Annotated in this window: 12 protein-coding genes and 2 pseudogenes; 7 read left to right on the forward strand and 7 right to left on the reverse strand. The window is 48.2% G+C overall.

Going from position 1 to position 16,486, the window contains the following annotated elements; genetic code table 11:
- Positions 1 to 11: 11 nt before the first annotated feature.
- Positions 12 to 593, forward strand: a complete 582-nt coding sequence (locus tag BLT32_RS10505) for a uracil-DNA glycosylase family protein (protein ID WP_053953428.1) — start codon at positions 12 to 14, stop codon at positions 591 to 593.
- On the opposite strand, the gene BLT32_RS10510 is transcribed toward BLT32_RS10505, so the two are convergent.
- Positions 594 to 1,055 (reverse strand): methyltransferase family protein, encoded by a 462-nt coding sequence (locus BLT32_RS10510; protein WP_053953427.1) that lies wholly within the window; start codon positions 1,053 to 1,055, stop codon positions 594 to 596.
- A 30-nt stretch (positions 1,056 to 1,085) separates the two neighbouring features.
- Between BLT32_RS10510 and BLT32_RS10515 the strand changes: the two genes are divergently transcribed.
- From BLT32_RS10515 to BLT32_RS10525, 3 genes are all read left to right on the forward strand, one after another.
- Positions 1,086 to 1,625, forward strand: coding sequence for a DUF1415 domain-containing protein (locus BLT32_RS10515; protein WP_053953426.1), 540 nt, complete (start codon positions 1,086 to 1,088; stop codon positions 1,623 to 1,625).
- Positions 1,626 to 1,685: 60 nt separating this feature from the next.
- A complete protein-coding gene (locus BLT32_RS10520; protein WP_053953425.1) occupies positions 1,686 to 3,062 on the forward strand; it encodes a sensor domain-containing diguanylate cyclase in 1,377 nt (458 codons plus the stop codon).
- 63 nt (positions 3,063 to 3,125) lie between these two features.
- The gene (locus BLT32_RS10525; RefSeq protein ID WP_053953424.1) at positions 3,126 to 3,782 is read left to right on the forward strand and encodes an SDR family oxidoreductase; all 657 of its coding nucleotides are present in this window, start codon (positions 3,126 to 3,128) and stop codon (positions 3,780 to 3,782) included.
- Here BLT32_RS10525 and BLT32_RS10530 read toward each other — a convergent pair.
- A complete protein-coding gene (locus BLT32_RS10530; RefSeq protein ID WP_053953423.1) occupies positions 3,756 to 4,613 on the reverse strand; it encodes a LysR family transcriptional regulator in 858 nt (285 codons plus the stop codon). The two genes, BLT32_RS10525 and BLT32_RS10530, sit on opposite strands and share 27 nt — an antisense overlap.
- Before the next feature lie 150 nt (positions 4,614 to 4,763).
- Between BLT32_RS10530 and BLT32_RS10535 the strand changes: the two genes are divergently transcribed.
- Positions 4,764 to 6,737, forward strand: a complete 1,974-nt coding sequence (locus tag BLT32_RS10535; protein WP_162838079.1) for a ligand-gated channel protein — start codon at positions 4,764 to 4,766, stop codon at positions 6,735 to 6,737.
- Between the two features lie 3 nt (positions 6,738 to 6,740).
- Here the strand turns inward: BLT32_RS10535 and BLT32_RS10540 are convergent, their stop codons facing one another.
- On the reverse strand, positions 6,741 to 7,772 hold the full coding sequence (locus tag BLT32_RS10540) for a phospholipase A (protein WP_053953421.1): 1,032 nt from the start codon (positions 7,770 to 7,772) through the stop codon (positions 6,741 to 6,743).
- 123 nt (positions 7,773 to 7,895) lie between these two features.
- Between BLT32_RS10540 and BLT32_RS10545 the strand changes: the two genes are divergently transcribed.
- Positions 7,896 to 10,625, forward strand: a complete 2,730-nt coding sequence (locus BLT32_RS10545; RefSeq protein WP_053953420.1) for an EAL domain-containing protein — start codon at positions 7,896 to 7,898, stop codon at positions 10,623 to 10,625.
- Between the two features lie 287 nt (positions 10,626 to 10,912).
- Here BLT32_RS10545 and BLT32_RS10550 read toward each other — a convergent pair.
- Both BLT32_RS10550 and BLT32_RS10555 read right to left on the reverse strand, forming a co-directional pair.
- Positions 10,913 to 11,011, reverse strand: a pseudogene (locus BLT32_RS10550) (helix-turn-helix domain-containing protein); the annotation flags it as partial.
- A 166-nt stretch (positions 11,012 to 11,177) separates the two neighbouring features.
- Complete coding sequence (locus tag BLT32_RS10555) at positions 11,178 to 13,790, reverse strand: TonB-dependent receptor plug domain-containing protein (RefSeq protein WP_053953418.1); 2,613 nt, start codon at positions 13,788 to 13,790, stop codon at positions 11,178 to 11,180.
- Positions 13,791 to 14,196: 406 nt separating this feature from the next.
- On the opposite strand from BLT32_RS10555, the gene BLT32_RS10560 reads away from it, so the two are divergent.
- The gene (locus BLT32_RS10560; protein WP_235443970.1) at positions 14,197 to 15,303 is read left to right on the forward strand and encodes an HlyD family secretion protein; all 1,107 of its coding nucleotides are present in this window, start codon (positions 14,197 to 14,199) and stop codon (positions 15,301 to 15,303) included.
- Between the two features lie 86 nt (positions 15,304 to 15,389).
- Here the strand turns inward: BLT32_RS10560 and istB are convergent, their stop codons facing one another.
- Positions 15,390 to 16,010 carry an IS21-like element helper ATPase IstB gene (gene istB / locus BLT32_RS10565; RefSeq protein ID WP_280512950.1) on the reverse strand — a complete coding sequence of 207 codons (621 nt, stop codon included), beginning with the start codon at positions 16,008 to 16,010 and terminating at the stop codon, positions 15,390 to 15,392.
- Positions 15,996 to 16,486 (reverse strand): annotated as a pseudogene (istA, locus tag BLT32_RS12970) (IS21 family transposase); the annotation flags it as partial. The pseudogene istA and the gene istB, both read right to left, overlap by 15 nt.

Genomic DNA, 16,486 nt, shown 5'->3' on the forward strand with positions numbered 1-16,486 from the left:
ATGAGGCAACCATGAGCTCCTGGCAAAATTTGCTGACAGAGGTTCGTCAATGCACGCTATGCGAACCTGAATTGCCAATGGGAGCTCGGCCGGTTGTCCAGTTACACCCTAATGCGAAGATTTTAGTGGCAGGCCAAGCGCCTGGTCGGCGTGTCCATGCGTCAGGCAAGCCATTCGACGACCCCAGTGGCGACCGGCTTCGTCAGTGGATGGGCATTGATAAAGCCACTTTTTATGACGCTGAAAAGCTGGCTATTATTCCTATGGGCTTGTGTTACCCGGGCACCGGCAAGTCCGGCGACTTACCACCAAGGCCAGAATGTGCTCCGGCATGGCGGCAAAAGCTCCTCGAGCAGCTGCCAAATTTAGAATTGACGTTGGCCATTGGACAGTACGCACAAAGTTGGCACATTGACGAACCAAAACAGACGCTCACCGAGCGAGTAAAAAACTGGGAGAGTTATTGGCCGGAGGTTCTGCCGCTGCCGCACCCAAGCCCGCGTAATAACTTGTGGTTAAAGCGTAACCCTTGGTTTGAAGACAGCATTATTCCGATGCTGCAAGAAAGAGTCGCAAGGCTCCTTAATGCCTGACTACCACCACCGGCCGGTTTCCCGACAGTAGTTCTTGTAGGCTTCTCCAAAGGTTTTTGTGAGAATGCGCTCTTCCGGCTGAATTTGAAACTTACTCATGTATGCAACGTATAGCACCAGCCCCCATAACGACAGAATACTGCCTAAAAACACGCCCCAGGCCATTAACATAAAGAAAAAGCCGAGATACATTGGGTTTCGGGTCCGCTGGTAAATGCCTGTTGTGACAAGCTCGGTGCTTTTTTTCGGATCTCGCGGATCGACCGTTGTTTTCGCGCGGCGAAAGCTCATAACACCGAGTAAAGGCAGTAATACACCCAGCACCAGCAAGAAAATAGCCGCAGCGCGCTGGCCAACGTAGAAAGCGTTTAACTCTGCGGTATAATGCGCCGTTAACCACATAAGTCCTGCTACTATGGCAACAACAATGACGGGTGGAACTTTGAGCTCTAAAGACTTCATATACAGAAGCCTCCTTTTGGTGATACTAAAATGACAGCCGAGATACCTACGATTATTGAGCAAACCCAGCGTTGGGTGCAACAGCTTATTGTGAAATACAATATCTGCCCGTTTGCGCGCCGCGAAGTTGAGCGCAAAAGTATTCGCTACGTTGTTGCAGAGCAACCGGACATAGCTTCAGTGTTACAACAGTTGCTGGATGAAGCGAAGCACTTAGACGAAACACCTGAAACCGAGACCACGCTTTTTATTCTTCCCCAGGGTTTCGAAGGCTTTCATGGCTTTTTAGACTTGGTCGACATGGCCGACGCACTGCTTATTGAGGAAGGCTATGAAGGCGTTTATCAACTAGCGCATTTTCATCCGGACTACTGCTTTGACGGTGAGCCCCAGGACGACCCGGCCAATTACACCAACCGCTCTCCATTTCCGACATTGCACTTATTACGCGAAGCGAGTTTAGAAAAGGCGATTGAGCAGTACGACGACCCCGAGTCTATACCCGAGCGCAATATCGAATTTTGCCGTCGCAAAGGGGCCGAGTTTTTTGTAAAGATTTTAAACGGTTAACTTGGGCTGACGAATTGAATGGCGTAGGCTATTCTTTATTGAAGATTAAAGGTGAATATTATGCCAGAGCGTCAGCTATCGAATAAAATTCTGGAAAAGCTACCCACTATGGTCGCTTTCATTGATGAAAAGCGGCGATACCGTTATGCCAATAAAGCCTACTGTCAGTTTTTTAACCTTAAGAAAGCGGACATGTTGGAGCGTTTTGTCGCTGATGTTCTGGATGACGAGTTTTACGCTCGCGTTAAAGTGCGGCACGACAAAGTTTTTAAAAGTGGTAAGGTTAATTCTTTTTCGGAAACCGTTACATTCAGGGACGGACGTAAATGTTTTTTAGATGTCCGTTATATTCCTGAGCTGGATGAAAACAATAAGACCGTCGGTCTTTATGCCATTATTGAAGACGTGACAGAGTACTACGCTTCTGTCGACTTAATGCGCACCATTCATGACATTATTCACAAACGCGGCCGTAGAATTGACCCTGCCTCTATTGACGAACTTTTAAAGTTTGGCGTGGACTATTTAGACGTGGATATTGGCACCGCAAGCTCCATCATTGATGGCGTATACACCATTGAGTGGGTGCAAACGGCAAAGTTAGACCTGGAAGCAGGCACTCAGCTGCCTTTAGACACAACCTATTGCTCGGTTGTGTTAGCAGAGAACGAGTTGGTTCATACCAACGAAGCCGACAAAGACGAACGCTTTAAAGACCACAAGTCCTTTCAAACTTATGGCCTGCAGTCGTATATCGGTACCCCAATTGTTATTAATGACGTTGTTTGGGGCGTACTGGGCTTTGCTAAGAAAACGACACGCCTGGAAGCTTTCAGTGAGTTAGAAATTGAAATGGTTCGTATGATGGGTACGGCCGTTGAAACCGTTATTGCTGAGCAAGCTGTGCGATCAGATCTTATGCGTCAACGCGATGACATGGCGTTAATTGCTTACACTGACTCCCTTACAGGCTTAAAAAACCGCTCCGCAGGCATGGAAATGCTGGAGCAGGGGCTGGCAACCCACTATAAAGACAGCTGTTGTGTCGTAGCCGTTATCGACTTTGACCACTTTAAGTCCATTAACGACACCTATGGTCATGACGTCGGTGACCAAGTGCTGATAGCTGGTGCCAACGCTATGAACGACAGCTTAAGAGGCAGTGACACTGTCATTCGGGTCGGTGGCGAAGAGTTTATGATTATCCTGCCCTACACGGACAAAGACAACGCCTCAGCGGTACTAGAACGTGTTCGCGAAGCAGTAGAGAAAACCGTTGTAACCCTGGATTCAGGCGATGTCATTAACCCAACCGTGAGCATTGGGGCGACCACAAGCGAGACAAATGACGACGTGTCCAGCATTTACCGCCGCGCCGATCAGGCTCTTTACAAAGCCAAGCATGCGAGCCGAAACTGCATTGTTTGGTCAAAGTAGCGTAGCGATCTAATCCGGGCCTTCATTACGTACGATCAGACACTAAAATTATGGAGGTCGATTATGAAAGTTGCGGTTATTGGTGCGAATGGAAAAATTGGTCAGCATCTTGTCGAACAATTGCAAAACGACGACAAACACAAGGTTGTTGCTGTAGTACGGAAGCAGGAACAAAAACAATCGTGGGAAGAGAAAGGTGTTGAAGCCAGGTTAGCCGACTTAGAGGGTTCCGTTGACGACTTGCAGACTGCTCTTAATGGCGCAGATGCGGTTGTATTCACAGCAGGCTCTGGCGCTGGCACGGGTGATGACAAAACACTTTTAGTGGATTTAGACGGTGCAGTGAAAACCGTTGAAGCTGCTGAAAACATTGGCGCGAAGCGCTTTATTATGGTCAGCGCATGGCAAGCGAATAACCGCGAGAACTGGGCGGAACAGCTACTGCCTTACTACGCGGCGAAGCATTATGCCGACAAAGAGTTAATGCTTAGCAGCCTCAATTGGACGATAGTGCGTCCCGGCGCATTAACGGATGACCCTGCCAGCGGCAAAGTGGTTGTAGGAGAGTCACTGGCCCCGGGCTCTGTGCCCCGTGAAGATGTAGCGAACGTATTATTTCGCTGCCTTGACGAATCAGGAACAGAACATAAAGCCTTTGATTTGATGTCAGGCGACAGTGACGTTCAGCAGTCCTTACAAGCTATGAAAGAACTCGCTTAGTACCTCAACAGTCCGTTCAGTTTTTGCCGGGATGTTGTCCTTAACTGGCAACACCGCATGCACGCTGTACGGACTGCCTTGCCAATCTGGCAGTAAACGCAGTAAGTGACCACTTTCAATGTGGTGTTTAACTTCTGGTTCTGGCAGTAACGCATAGCCGACGCCATCCAGTGTTAGCTGAACCACAGTTTGCATATTGTTGAGCATAATTTTGGGCTGTGGGAACTCAAGCTCTGATGAGTTCGACATATGCCCAATAAAGCAGTCTTCGGGAAGGTCGTCAAAACTGTTGATAGTGTTCTGTGCAGCCGGGTGCGAAGCAGCAATACAAGGAATCATGTTCCAGTCGGCTAAATGTTTAGCGTATAGAGTGGAGTCAGCCAATGGGCCAATACGAATGGCTAAGTCTGCACCAGCGGTAATTAAATCAACAGGCTCGTCGGTCATGTGCAGCTGAAAATGGACATTTTTAAACTCTTGTTGCAGCTGCTTTAACGGCTCACTAAGCAACCCGCCACCAAAACCAACAGGCGCTATCATTTTAATTTGCCCTTGTGGTGTTTTGGTCAACGCCTCCCACTGTTCCTGATTACGCGACGCAATGCTAAGCATATCTAAGCACGACTGATAAAACACTTTCCCGGCTTCGGTCAGCGTTAGCGTTCGAGTGTTTCTGTGGAACAGCGCTATACCGTTGTCTTTTTCCAGGCGCTGTAACTGTTGGCTAACCGCAGATACCGTCATGTGCAGTTCCTTTGCCGCCCCACTCATACTGTTCAGCTCGACAGTTCGGGTAAAGGTCTTCATTGACCGAATCATTTTTGGGTTCATGTTTTAGTCCTGCTTAAAACCTATTTCAGAATTTCGACGTTGATGAATTTATCTTAACATTTATCATCGCCAATGAAAATTATTCTCATTTAAACAAAGGGGCGATTTGTGAACGTTATTAAGAATGGCTTGAAACTGGGTGTACTTTCAATGGCTATTTTTTCTGCCTTGGGTACCGCTCATGCACAGGACGGTGCAGACGACGATCGCGAAAAACGACGTCACAAACATAAAGATGTGGAGGTCATGGTGGTTACGGCCTCTGGCGTTGCTCAGCATATTAAAAAGGCACCTGCTTCTATTTCTGTCATCGACAAAAGCGAATTGTCACAGCGTTTTTATAAAGACTTAACCGATGCCATGACCGATGCGCCGGGCGTTGTAGTAACTGGCGGTGGTGATCGTCAGGATATTAGTCTGCGCGGGATGGGAGCCGACTACACCTTAATTTTGGTGGATGGTCAGCGTCAGAGCTCTCGTGAAACCCGCCCGAATAGCGATGGCCCTGGTGTGGAAGGTGCCTGGACGCCACCGCTAGCCGCTATAGACCGTATTGAGATTATTCGAGGGCCGATGTCTTCACTCTATGGTTCAGATGCAATTGGGGGCGTTATTAATATCATTACGCGTAAAACTCCGGACGAATGGCGCTCTGAAATTAAAGTTGATGGTACGTTGCAGGAGCGATCGGAGTCGGGTAACAGCTATCAGACAAATTTTTTTACGGCAGGCTCACTCATAAAAGATACTTTAGGGCTTCAACTGTCAGCAGGCTACACGCGTCGACTAGAAGATGAAATTGTCGAAGGTTTTCGAGATAAAACGGCGCAAGATGCGGACATGAAATTGGCGTATACACCAAACCGGGACCATGAAATTCTGTTTGAGGTGGGTACGGCGAAGCAAACAATTAACGCGTCTTTAGGAAAAACGGTTGAGCCGCTGGCGCCGGGTGAAGAATGTGGTCGCCGCGGGTGTCCTGAGTCTTCAAGTACCGTCTATGACAGTAGTTCCGTGTCCATTGCTCATAACGGGCAATGGGGGTTAGTGGGCGCCCGCAGCTATTTAAAACGCGACGAATATGAAAACGAAGCGCGTCTAATGACTATTACTAATACCGACTTTCAGAGTCACTGGAATTTACCGCTATTTGATGACAACTCAGTCAATACCGGGGTTTCCTACTTTAAGGAAGAGCTGGAAGACTTAACCAGTAACCAAGTCAGTGATCGTACCCGAGTAGAGGGCTCGCAATGGTCGGTATTTGCAGAAACGGCCTGGCCGCTGTTTAAAGGTTTCGACTTAACTACAGGTGTGCGCTACGACGACGATGATATTTTCGGCGGCCATTGGAGCCCTCGCGTTTACGGTGTTTATACTTTGAGTCGCGCAACAACCATAAAAGGTGGTGTTTCAACGGGATTCCGAGCTCCAGGCTTACGTGAAACCACACCCGATTGGGGCCAGGTCAGCCGTGGTGGTGATGTTTATGGTAACCCAAATTTAGAAGCAGAAACGTCGACCAACTATGAGTTGGGTTTGTATACCGACTGGAGTCGTCATACATCGACCTCTGCAACCGTCTTTTATAACCAGTTTGACGATAAAATTACTCGTGTCGCCTGCCCTGCAACGATTTGTGACGCTGGGCCTAACCAGTTTGGCTCAATGCCAACGACACGTGTGAATATTGATGAAGCTGTTACCAGAGGTGTGGAACTGACATTTAATTCACGATTAAGCCGCCATTGGTCAGTTAAAGGCAATTATACCTATACCGACTCTGAGCAAAAGTCGGGCGAATATGCAGGCGACCCTTTAAACCAATTGCCTAAGCATTTAATACAAACATCGTTAAACTGGAAGCCGAATAAACGATGGAACAGTTGGTTACGTGTGCATTATCGTGGTGAGGAGAGTCAGCCAACAACAGGCCCTTCGCAGGACGTATTGGTTGCGCCTTCCTACACATTGGCGGACTTGGGTGTTAATTACTATGTCACGAGAGACATTAAGTTGGCGGCAGGTATATATAACCTACTAGACAAAGAAATTGGCGTAGAAGAATACGGCTATGTTGAAGACGGCCGACGTCTTTGGTTGTCAGCCGCCTACAGCTTTTAATCGTTAAAGTACGTTATTTAACGCAATACCGATACCGAAGCGAGTTTGCTTGTGGTTGTAGTCAATCAAGCTCTCTCCGTATCCGGTGAAAATTGACGTATAACCAATAAACTTACCGCCGAGTGGAAACGTCCAGTTAAGCTCGGCGGAGCCTCTGCCGGTGTCTATGGCGTGGTTAAGCTTTAAAATGTACTCGAAGTCACCATCGCTGTATGCGGTAGTGAATTCGTAGTTGCCAACATAGTCCGTAATATTTGGGTTGTCGTCACCACTGGACTGAAGCGGGTCGGTTTTTGCGTCTTCTTGTAGACGAACCCACGGCTTAAGCGAAAACACAAAACGGCCTTTTTCAACGACAAACTGAGCGTAGAAGCGGTTCCAACTGCGCGACAGTGGTTGGCTGCGACCATTCGACAAATGTTCAGCCCCAAACACTAAGGCCGTATTGGTACCAAACGGATGCCATCCGGTTGGCGTTGCGTAGAAAAACTCAGGCATGTAGTTAGTTTCGCGGAACGGCTTAGAAATATTGTCCGAATAAACTTGCCACCACGACTGCACAGTGAAGCCAAAGAAAAACTGGTCATCTTCGAACAACAAGCTTTCTTTATTGAGCGGTACTTTAAAGCTTAGCTGAAACTTTGACTCGTATTCTTCGAGGTTTTGCTCATAACCTTCTATGTCAGCGTACTGAATGCGGTTGATATTGTTTGTCGTGAGCACGGGAAGCATATAGTTGCGGCGGTGTGGGGTAAGAACGTAAGGGTCAAACTGAGTGACCTTTTCACTTTTCATTCTGTTGGTGAGCACACCTGGCTCTTCCACGGCATCGACTTCAACCACTTCCTCGTCTTCAGCACTGCGTAATTGCTCTTCACACTGACTACGAACATCTGCAATGGTCGTTTTCGTTGCTTCTGCCGTATTCATTTTATCGAGTAGGCATTGTTGCATTTCGGACAGCTGCTGTGCGTGAGCCATTGTAAAAAGAAACATACAAGAGGCTGTTGCACTAAGACGAATCCATGTTTTCATAAAGGTACGACTCCAAACGGTAAGCTTCTGTCTACTATAGCGGAATTAACAGTTTTAGATCACTCATTCAGGTTAGTTTTATTATACACTTACAAAAAGTAAGTGATTAAAAAGGAATTCAACTTGCGGGGGAGAAAGCGTATTTCATATCGCGCGCTCGAATTATTCGACAAACTGCCACTTTCGTATCGTTTTGCAGCGGCTTTGCTATTGCCGATTATCGCTATTATCTGGATGTCAGGCTCTAACATTCTGGAGCTGCGTCAGTCGGTAAACAGACTAGATGCGCTGAATGATAATATCACGCTGGTGACAGCGGCCGGTCAGCTTGTGGGCACATTGCAGCGTGAGCGAGGCTTGAGTGTCTTAATAGCTGATGCTGGCGCAGACAGGTTTCGAGCCAGGCTCGCGCAGAGCCGTGAAAGAACCAACCAGCAGTTAGAGCACTTAAAACAGCAGTTGAGCTCGGTCGATATTAACCCCGAAACCCAGTCGCTCTACCAGAGCCTTAAAATAACAACCGACGCGCTTAGTCAGTTACCGGTCATGCGGGAACGTGTCGACAACAAAGTCGCCACGGCTGACGAAGCTATTCAGTTTTATACCAGTGTTATTCAACAAACCAACAGTCAGCTCAGCGAATTAGCGAGCGACTTACCTATTGTTAGCCTTTCCCGGGAAGTAAATGCTTACTTTATATTAAACCGATTAAGAGAGCTGCTGGGGCAAGAACGAGCTATTGTCGGTAAGGCATTAGTCACCGGCGAAATCAGTCAGAATGACATTCGCCAACTGGCCTACAACGCCGGTCGCCAACGTAGCTTACTTATTGGTTTTGAAAGTCAGACCACGGTGGAGCCAGACGGTGAATTGTCAGCGTTAACGACGGAATTTCGACAAAAGCTACTAGCAACACGAATGCCAAATGAGTTACTTCAGGGCATGGACGCTGATGTTTGGATCGCTCAGCAGACACAGCTTATTGCGACCGTTCAAGATGTTGAAGAACGACTAATCTCGAATATTAAAGAGAGTGCGACGAACTCCTACGAGTCGTCCCTCAATGAGCTATGGCGCTACGCCATTATATCGCCGTTGGTGTTGCTGGCCGCGCTATTCTTAAGCTGGCTAATTTTACGCTACGTGCGTCGGCAAATTATGCTGGCCGACTCGGTTTTTCAGCATACGCAGGACCGCATTACTATTACCGACGCCGATGGCCGCATTCTCGATGTGAACCCCGCGTTTACGCGCATTACCGGTTATAAAAAACGTGAAGTGCTTGGCAAGAACCCTCGTTTTTTAAAGTCGGGGCGTCAGGGTAAGTCGTTTTATCGAGCTATGTTCCAGCAGCTGATAAAAGACGGCTTTTGGCAGGGCGAGCTTTGGAACCGCCGTAAAAATGGCGAGTTTTATGCGGAGCTTGCGTCCATGAGCGCCATTAAAAATAAGCGAGGCGAGGTGCAAAACTTTGTGGGCATTAGCTCCGATGTGACCGAACGCAGCTTCGCTCATAAGCGGGAGTTAGAATACCGAACCTACCACGATGCCCTGACTGGCTTACCCAATATTCTGCTGGTGCGCGACCGCTTAGAGCACGCCTTAAGCATTGCCAGCCGTAAAAACGAAATAGTGGTGGTGGCGTCAATAGATGTCGATAACTTCAAGAATATTAATGCTCAGTTTGGCCATACCGTTGGCGACAAAGTGATAGAAAAACTCGCCAAACGCCTTAGCGCAACCTTGCGTGAAGGGGACACTGTTGGCCGCCTCAGCGGCGATGAGTTCTTGTTGGTTATTGAAGGCGGCGAAACCGAACTGAAGGTTAATGAGGTACTCGAGCGCATAAAGTCGGACTTGTCAGAAACCGTAACCGTTGGCTCATACACTATGGATATTACCGTCAGTATTGGGGTTACGGCCTATCCGCAGGACGACAACGATGCCGATACCCTCATTCGCCATTCGAGCCAGTCGTTGCATCAGGCAAAACGTAATGGCCGCGACCGTATAACCTGGTTTGATACCCAAAGAGAGCAAGCGCAGACCCAGTTAACGCAGCTCATTAAGCGCATGGAACTGGCTATGAGTAATAATGAACTCGAGCTGTTTTACCAGCCTAAAGTCAATATGAAAACCTGCGAGGTTATTGGCGTTGAGGCGCTTCTGCGTTGGCGTGACCCTGAACGAGGTCTGGTGCCACCGGGAGACTTTCTGCCTCTTATTGAAGAGCATCCGTTCTCCATTGATGTCGGCAACTGGGTGCTCGACGCAGCACTTAAGCAGGTGAATGAATGGCGTTCACAAGGCATTGAGCTGCCGGTGAGCGTTAATATTAATGCGCTGCAACTGCTGGACGACGAGTTCCTGGACTCTGTGAGCAGCCACTTGCTCCACTACCCCAATGTGTCACCCAAGTTTCTTGAAATAGAAGTGCTGGAAAGCGCCGCCATTGGCAAAATTAAAGTGGCCGCCGAGGTGTTAGCGAAATGCAAAAAAATGGGCATTGCCGTGTCATTGGATGACTTTGGCACCGGCTTTGCCGCGCTCGACTACCTGAAGCGGCTACCGGCACAAACGCTTAAAATAGACCAAAGCTTTGTACGCGATATGATGACAGACGAAGGCGACCTCGCCATTGTAAAAGGCATTATTGGCCTTGCCGACGCCTTTAACTTCAGCATTATCGCCGAAGGCGTCGAAACTGAGCCGCAGGGTAAACAGTTGGTAGAGCTAGGCTGCGTGCTGGGCCAAGGGTACGGCATTGCGAAACCGATGCCAGCGAACGAAGTACTGCCATGGCTTAAAAACTGGAAATGCCCTGAAGGTTGGGGTGGGTATGAGGGGGGGTGAGGTGGTAATGTGGTTTTTCCGCGAATGGCCGTTAAGTGCCAAGAGCGGACGTTGGCACCATAGCCAACTGTTAAGTTACATTCTCCACTGCATAGTTTAACCAAAACGAATCGCTAGGATTCTCACGCATTTCAACAAAATAATACCAAAGCTCTCTTACTTGAAAAGCGTGTAATGCGAAGTTAGCACGCTCAGATAAATCTTCTACCTTATCCGAAAATGCAACGGGAAGTACGTTAACTAACCTAGATTCAACTAATAACTGCAACACTCGCTCATGGTCTGCGAATTCTAAACCGTCTTGCAATCTCTCGTTGTGAAAATTCTTCTGAGAGTAACGCAGAAATCTGGTATCGTTGTCCCTCGGTCAGCTGCCGATAACTCATGTTGGAACTCACTTTTTTTGGTCGAAAAGTAAAACTACCACATGTTGGTAGCTGACCTCCTTCCGATCTATCCCATTACATGAGTGTTGCGGTTATTATCTGAATTCAGGATTGGTTTACAAAACAGAGCCCGAAGAAAATTTTCAGGCCCTGCTGTTAGGGTAAGTTAAAAGTTATGAACAACAGATATATTAGCTGTACGACCGCGCAGATTGTATTGGGTCATATCGTATCCGTAGGCTCCGCCTGCCGGGTCAAACGGCGGCTGTTCGTCGAACAGATTGCTGATATTTAAGGTCAGCTGAGTATTACCAAAACCCTGATAAACCAGCTGTGAATCCACTTGCCAGTAGCTATCAACCTTTTTGTGTAACCCCGGATTACTGCTTTGCGTGGCTATCTGCTGCTTGTAGCTGCTGGTGTAGTTAAGGCTAACACCCCATTGCCAGTCACTAACCAGCCAACGCAGTTGGTTATTGCCTTTCCATTTGGGCAGTGCGCCTAATATATTACTGCCAGCGCCATCAGTAGGTTCCTGACCGGCAACTAATGCCTGCTCGTACTCTAAAAGCCGTGACCAGGTGCTCTGAAACTGAAGCGTCGAGTTGCTTAACTGCACTTGGTAATTCGCATCAATATCAAAACCGCGGGTAGAGCGGGTGCCCTGGTTCCGGTATTGGTTACTGATAATCTGTAATCGCCCGGCATCATCACGCTGAATACGGTCAGCGTACTGGTCTTCATTATTGACAATAAACTGCGCATTATCGGGCGCAATAATGTCGTCCTGTTCAATTTCGAATACATCGACAGCAATGCTGGCGCCTTTTTGCGGAGACCAGATAATACCGGCATTGAGGTTGGTTGAGCGTTCAGCGTCGAGCTCGGAATTACCCGTACGCACTTGCGTAAAACCGCGGCGTACGCCAGGATCAATGGGGTCACTTGGGTCAATAACCGAGCCATAGCTGATGGTGTTACTTTCTGCAATTTCCGGAAGCGATGGCGCACGGAAGCCACGTGACCAGGAACCGCGCAGCAACCAGTCGTCGCCTAATACATAGTGAAACGCCACTTTAGGTGACCAGGCCGAACCAAAATCATCATAATGGTCATAACGGCCGGCCAGGTTTACGTTCAGGTTTTCGACAACAGGAACGTCCAGCTCGACAAAGCCAGCGGCAACTTGTCGTTTCCCTTTAATTAGGTTGATAGCTGGGCGCAGTTCGGTGCCTGATAACACTTCCGGTGAGGTTCCTGCATCCATTTCCTCTTCACGCCAGTCGACCCCAAAGGCAATGCTGAGTGGTCCGTTATCCAGCTCTTTTAAAATGGTGCTGGCATTGGCGTTAATACTGTTTAGCTCGTAAAACCCCGGGCGACGCGTATCAATGCGCAGTGCCTCAATGGTTTCTGCGTCGTTATTGCCGTTAAAGAAGTCATACTCGGCGCTGGCCAGCACATCTTCAAAAGTGTAGCGGTTAATAAAGTTATCAACGTACTCGCGCTGGCGGCTTTGTGAGTTCAGCACATTGACCGACCAGTCCCAGTCTAAGCCTCGGTAATTAACACCGGCCAGAAAGCGGTGAAAGTCTTGTTTATTGGCTTTTACGCGCTCGCCTACATCAAAAAACGTGTATTCAAAAGGTAAAGCCTCTGAACCCGGGTTGCTCGGATGCCCGATCGGTAACTCCACCGGAATATCCACTAAACTGCCGGTTTCCTGATTGTAAGCCCGCAGTCCGGCACCGACGCTTAACGGTGCACCAAACACGTGGCTTGAACGGTTATTGCTGTACAGGAAGTCGCTGTAGGCTTGTATGTCGTCGGTGAGTTGCAAAGTGCCCTGCAGTGAGAACTGATGTCGCTCAACTTCTGGCTGAAGCGTGTTGTATGGCTGAGCCTTAAAGGCACACACCTGACCGTCTGCGCCGGGGGTAAAATCGCTTCGGTCTCTTTTCTCAGAATGGCCAGGGCAGTTCTCAAAAGCCTGAGGGTTCTGCGGATCACTTAAATAGTTACCGCCCTGAGACGACCAGCCGGCCAGGCGACCGCCGGGCTTGTCGCGAAAATCCCCGGAACGGGTAAAGTCGCGGTCATTGGCATTTAGCCGCTCGCGGGTCAGATAGTCGTAGCTGAATGTCAGGTTATAGCCGTCGTCTGCTATGTCGCCAAACCCGCTGATAGCGCCCGCGCTGTATTGCGTTAATGAACCTTCGCTGGCACCGCTGACACCCGCCCGAAACTGTGTGCTTTGTACGTTGCTACGCAAAATAATGTTGATAACCCCGGCAATAGCGTCGGAGCCATACACGGCAGATGCACCGTCTTTTAATACCTCTATTCGCTCTACTGCTCCTAAAGGTAACGCGTTTAAGTCAACGAAGGTGTCCTGAGTGCCCAGCGCAAAACCGTAGTTAGACACCCGCTGACCATTCACCAGAATTAGCGTATTTTTCGGGCTTAAACCGCGTAAGCCGACCGACGCCGACCCTGCCGAAAAGCTGCTGGTGTATTGCTCGTCGTAACTGTTGCCGGTATTCACCGTTAAGTCGCGCAGCAAGTCCGTAAGCGTAATTTCACCACTGGCCGATATGTCACTGGCATCAATAATCTGCAACGGCGTGGCGTCTTCATTTTGGGTCCGTTTAATGTAGGAGCCCGTAACACTAATGCGTTCCAACTCGGAGCTAGCATCATTGGCTAACAGAGCTGGGGGTGCCGATGCAGCGATAAGCCCAGCGGCAACAGCTGATAACGTAAAGAACTTTGATTTCATTAAATACCTCACAAAATAAATGAATAAGCCGTTTAGACGTCTAAACGGCCATTTAGCATAAGCGATATATATAGTGGAGGTAAAGGAGTAATTATTGTTTTGGGAAAAGTGTGATTTTTAGAGGTTTATCCCTCTTGAATTAGATGCCTTCACGTTGTTGTAACTTTTTCGTTATATTCACGTTAAAAATATCGACAATGATGAAGATCTATTGTTGATTTATTGTTATCGTAATTTTAACAAATAGCTAGAAGTAATAGAGAATGAGAAACGAAGGGCTTTTCCGAAACAACGCCATAAAAGCACAAGCAAATAAATTGGACGGTGATGTAATAGTCGCTCAACCAGTTAGTGCGACTGTACTCACCTCCTGCCTATTAGCTGCTTTAGCTATCGCTATTGTTTTTTGGCGGGCTCTTCTTTTAATCGTAAAGAAACAGTTTCTGGCTTTTTGCAGCCTGGCTCAGGTATCTCAAGGATTGCTGCTCCCCGAAATGGAGTGATTAGCGCTATTTATGTGAACGACGGAGAGATCGTCAAGAAGGGGCAGCCGCTAATATTGTTAAAAACCCCCGAATACCTTGCTGGTGGAGAAAGTTTAAGCGAGTTGATTTCAGGTAACTTGATTGAGCAAGTTGAAATTCTAAATAATCGAGCAGCTCAAACACGTCGTCAATCAGACTCCCAAAAACGGGAACTTGAACAGCGAATAAAATATCACACGGCTCAACTACGTGATATGCAAGAACAACAAAATTTGCTGCAGGAACGTTTAGATCTTAATAAAGCGCGCCTTACAGATATGACCACTTTAAGTGATAGTGGTTTATTAGCTATTGACGAAGTGAGGCAGCAACAAGAGCTTATTTTGAATGCTCGTCAACAACTTGCTGAGTTAAGGGTTACTGAGCAGTCACATGAATCACAACTGGAACAGTTAAGTGGTGAATTAGCGAGACTGCCCGACGAAACAGATCAGCAACTTAGTGTCATTAATTCGGAAATTACTCGGCTTGAACAGCAGCAACTAGAGCTAGGTGCTCGTAGCGAAATTTTGATTACTGCCCCAGTTGGCGGCGTTGTAACAAATTTAATTGCTGAAGTGGGGCAACAAGTACAACCGTCCGGTTCATTGGTAACGGTTTTACCAAATAATACCGAATTAAAGGCGATGTTGTTAATTCCTACCCGAGCCTATGGTTTTATAAAGCCTGGACAAAATACCAAGATCCGTTTCGATGCTTTTCCGCATCAGCGTTTCGGCTTGTTTGATGGGAAAATATCCAGAACGTCCAAGTCTATTGTTTTACCGAATGAAATTGATATGCCGGTCGCTATTCAAGAGCCAGTCTACAGAGTTGAAGCAACGCTGACCGCACAAGAGATCTGCGCTTACGGAGAATCCATGCCACTACAGGCAGGGATGCTACTAAGTGCTGATGTGGTGCTTGAGCAACGGAGCCTTTTGGCTTGGTTGTTTGAGCCTTTGTTGAGCCTGAAAGGGCGTATTTAAAATAAAATGCGTATTTCGGTGATTCCGAACAGCGATTCCGGAGTTATCCGATCACCTGTTAGCCGTTCTTTTTCATAACCCTCTTTTTACGCTAAGTGATCGGATTGGTCTAGTTTTCTCATTGATTCTCCTGTCAGTTCGATTCGGTGACTGTTGTGCAATAAGCGGTTAAGTAAAGCATCGGCAATGGTGGGACTGGGTATCAGCTTGTACCACTCGCTGGTGGGGATTTGGCTGGCGATAATGGTGCTGGACTGTTGGTAGCGTATTTCCATCACATCAAGCAGGTCATTCGCCTGACGGGCACTTAACTTTTCCATGCCCCAGTCATCAAGGATAAGGAGTTTACGCTTCGCTAAGGTATTTAACTGCTGTCGGTAAGAGCCGTCAGCATGTCCAACGTGTAACTCATCCAGCAGCTCTCCGAGGCGATAATAACGGGCGCTGTGATGTTGTTCACAAGCCTGCGTTGCCAGCGCACAGGCCAGATGGGTTTTACCACAGCCTGTTGCCCCGGTAATGATAATGTTCTGATTGTAGTGCAGGTATTGCCCGCTCAATAGCGTCGCTACTTTTTCTTTCTTGAGCCCACGGCCACTGCGGTAGTCGATGCCGCTCGCGCGGGCATCGAAGCGCAGCTTTGCCTGCCGGGTCAGTCGCTTTACTTTGGTGTTGTCACGGCACAGTATTTCGTGCTTAGCGTACAGAACATGGTAGTCCGGTCCGACCCGGGCTTGTTTACTGTCGATGTATTGATAGCCATACGCAGGCAACGGCATTAGCGCGGGTTTATCAAGACGGATATAAAGTTCGTGTCGTGAGCCCGGGTGAACGCGTTGTTGACGATGATTAAGCTCAACTAGCAGCTCCCGGATCCGCTGATTAAGGCTGGATAGCGTATAAAAGTGATCATGTCGCAGACGCATTAAGATCCACCGCTCGACGATAAGAACGGCATTTTCTGCTTTTGATTTGTCTTTGGGTTTATAAGGTCGGGCAGGCATGATGGCGGTGTTGTAATGACGCGCCATGCGCGCATAGTTTTCATTTAACACCGGTGCGTAGCGGTTTGCCCTGGTGACCGCCGAGCGCAGATTATCCGGCACCAGTAGCTGTGGTACGCCACCGAAGAACTCAAAGGCGCGTACGTGCGCCATGATCCAGTCTTCCAGTTGCTGTGAAC

Source organism: Idiomarina zobellii (assembly GCF_900100855.1).
GTDB classification, from domain to species: domain Bacteria; phylum Pseudomonadota; class Gammaproteobacteria; order Enterobacterales; family Alteromonadaceae; genus Idiomarina; species Idiomarina zobellii.

Bases quoted from the DNA above. Each gene is read 5' to 3' on its own strand.
- BLT32_RS10505 (WP_053953428.1), top strand. From the start codon at position 12: ATGAGCTCCTGGCAAAATTTGCTGACAGAGGTTCGTCAATGCACGCTA.
- BLT32_RS10510 (WP_053953427.1), bottom strand. From the start codon at position 1,055: ATGAAGTCTTTAGAGCTCAAAGTTCCACCCGTCATTGTTGTTGCCATA.
- BLT32_RS10515 (WP_053953426.1), top strand. From the start codon at position 1,086: ATGACAGCCGAGATACCTACGATTATTGAGCAAACCCAGCGTTGGGTG.
- BLT32_RS10520 (WP_053953425.1), top strand. From the start codon at position 1,686: ATGCCAGAGCGTCAGCTATCGAATAAAATTCTGGAAAAGCTACCCACT.
- BLT32_RS10525 (WP_053953424.1), top strand. From the start codon at position 3,126: ATGAAAGTTGCGGTTATTGGTGCGAATGGAAAAATTGGTCAGCATCTT.
- BLT32_RS10530 (WP_053953423.1), bottom strand. From the start codon at position 4,613: ATGAACCCAAAAATGATTCGGTCAATGAAGACCTTTACCCGAACTGTC.
- BLT32_RS10535 (WP_162838079.1), top strand. From the start codon at position 4,764: ATGGCTATTTTTTCTGCCTTGGGTACCGCTCATGCACAGGACGGTGCA.
- BLT32_RS10540 (WP_053953421.1), bottom strand. From the start codon at position 7,772: ATGAAAACATGGATTCGTCTTAGTGCAACAGCCTCTTGTATGTTTCTT.
- BLT32_RS10555 (WP_053953418.1), bottom strand. From the start codon at position 13,790: ATGAAATCAAAGTTCTTTACGTTATCAGCTGTTGCCGCTGGGCTTATC.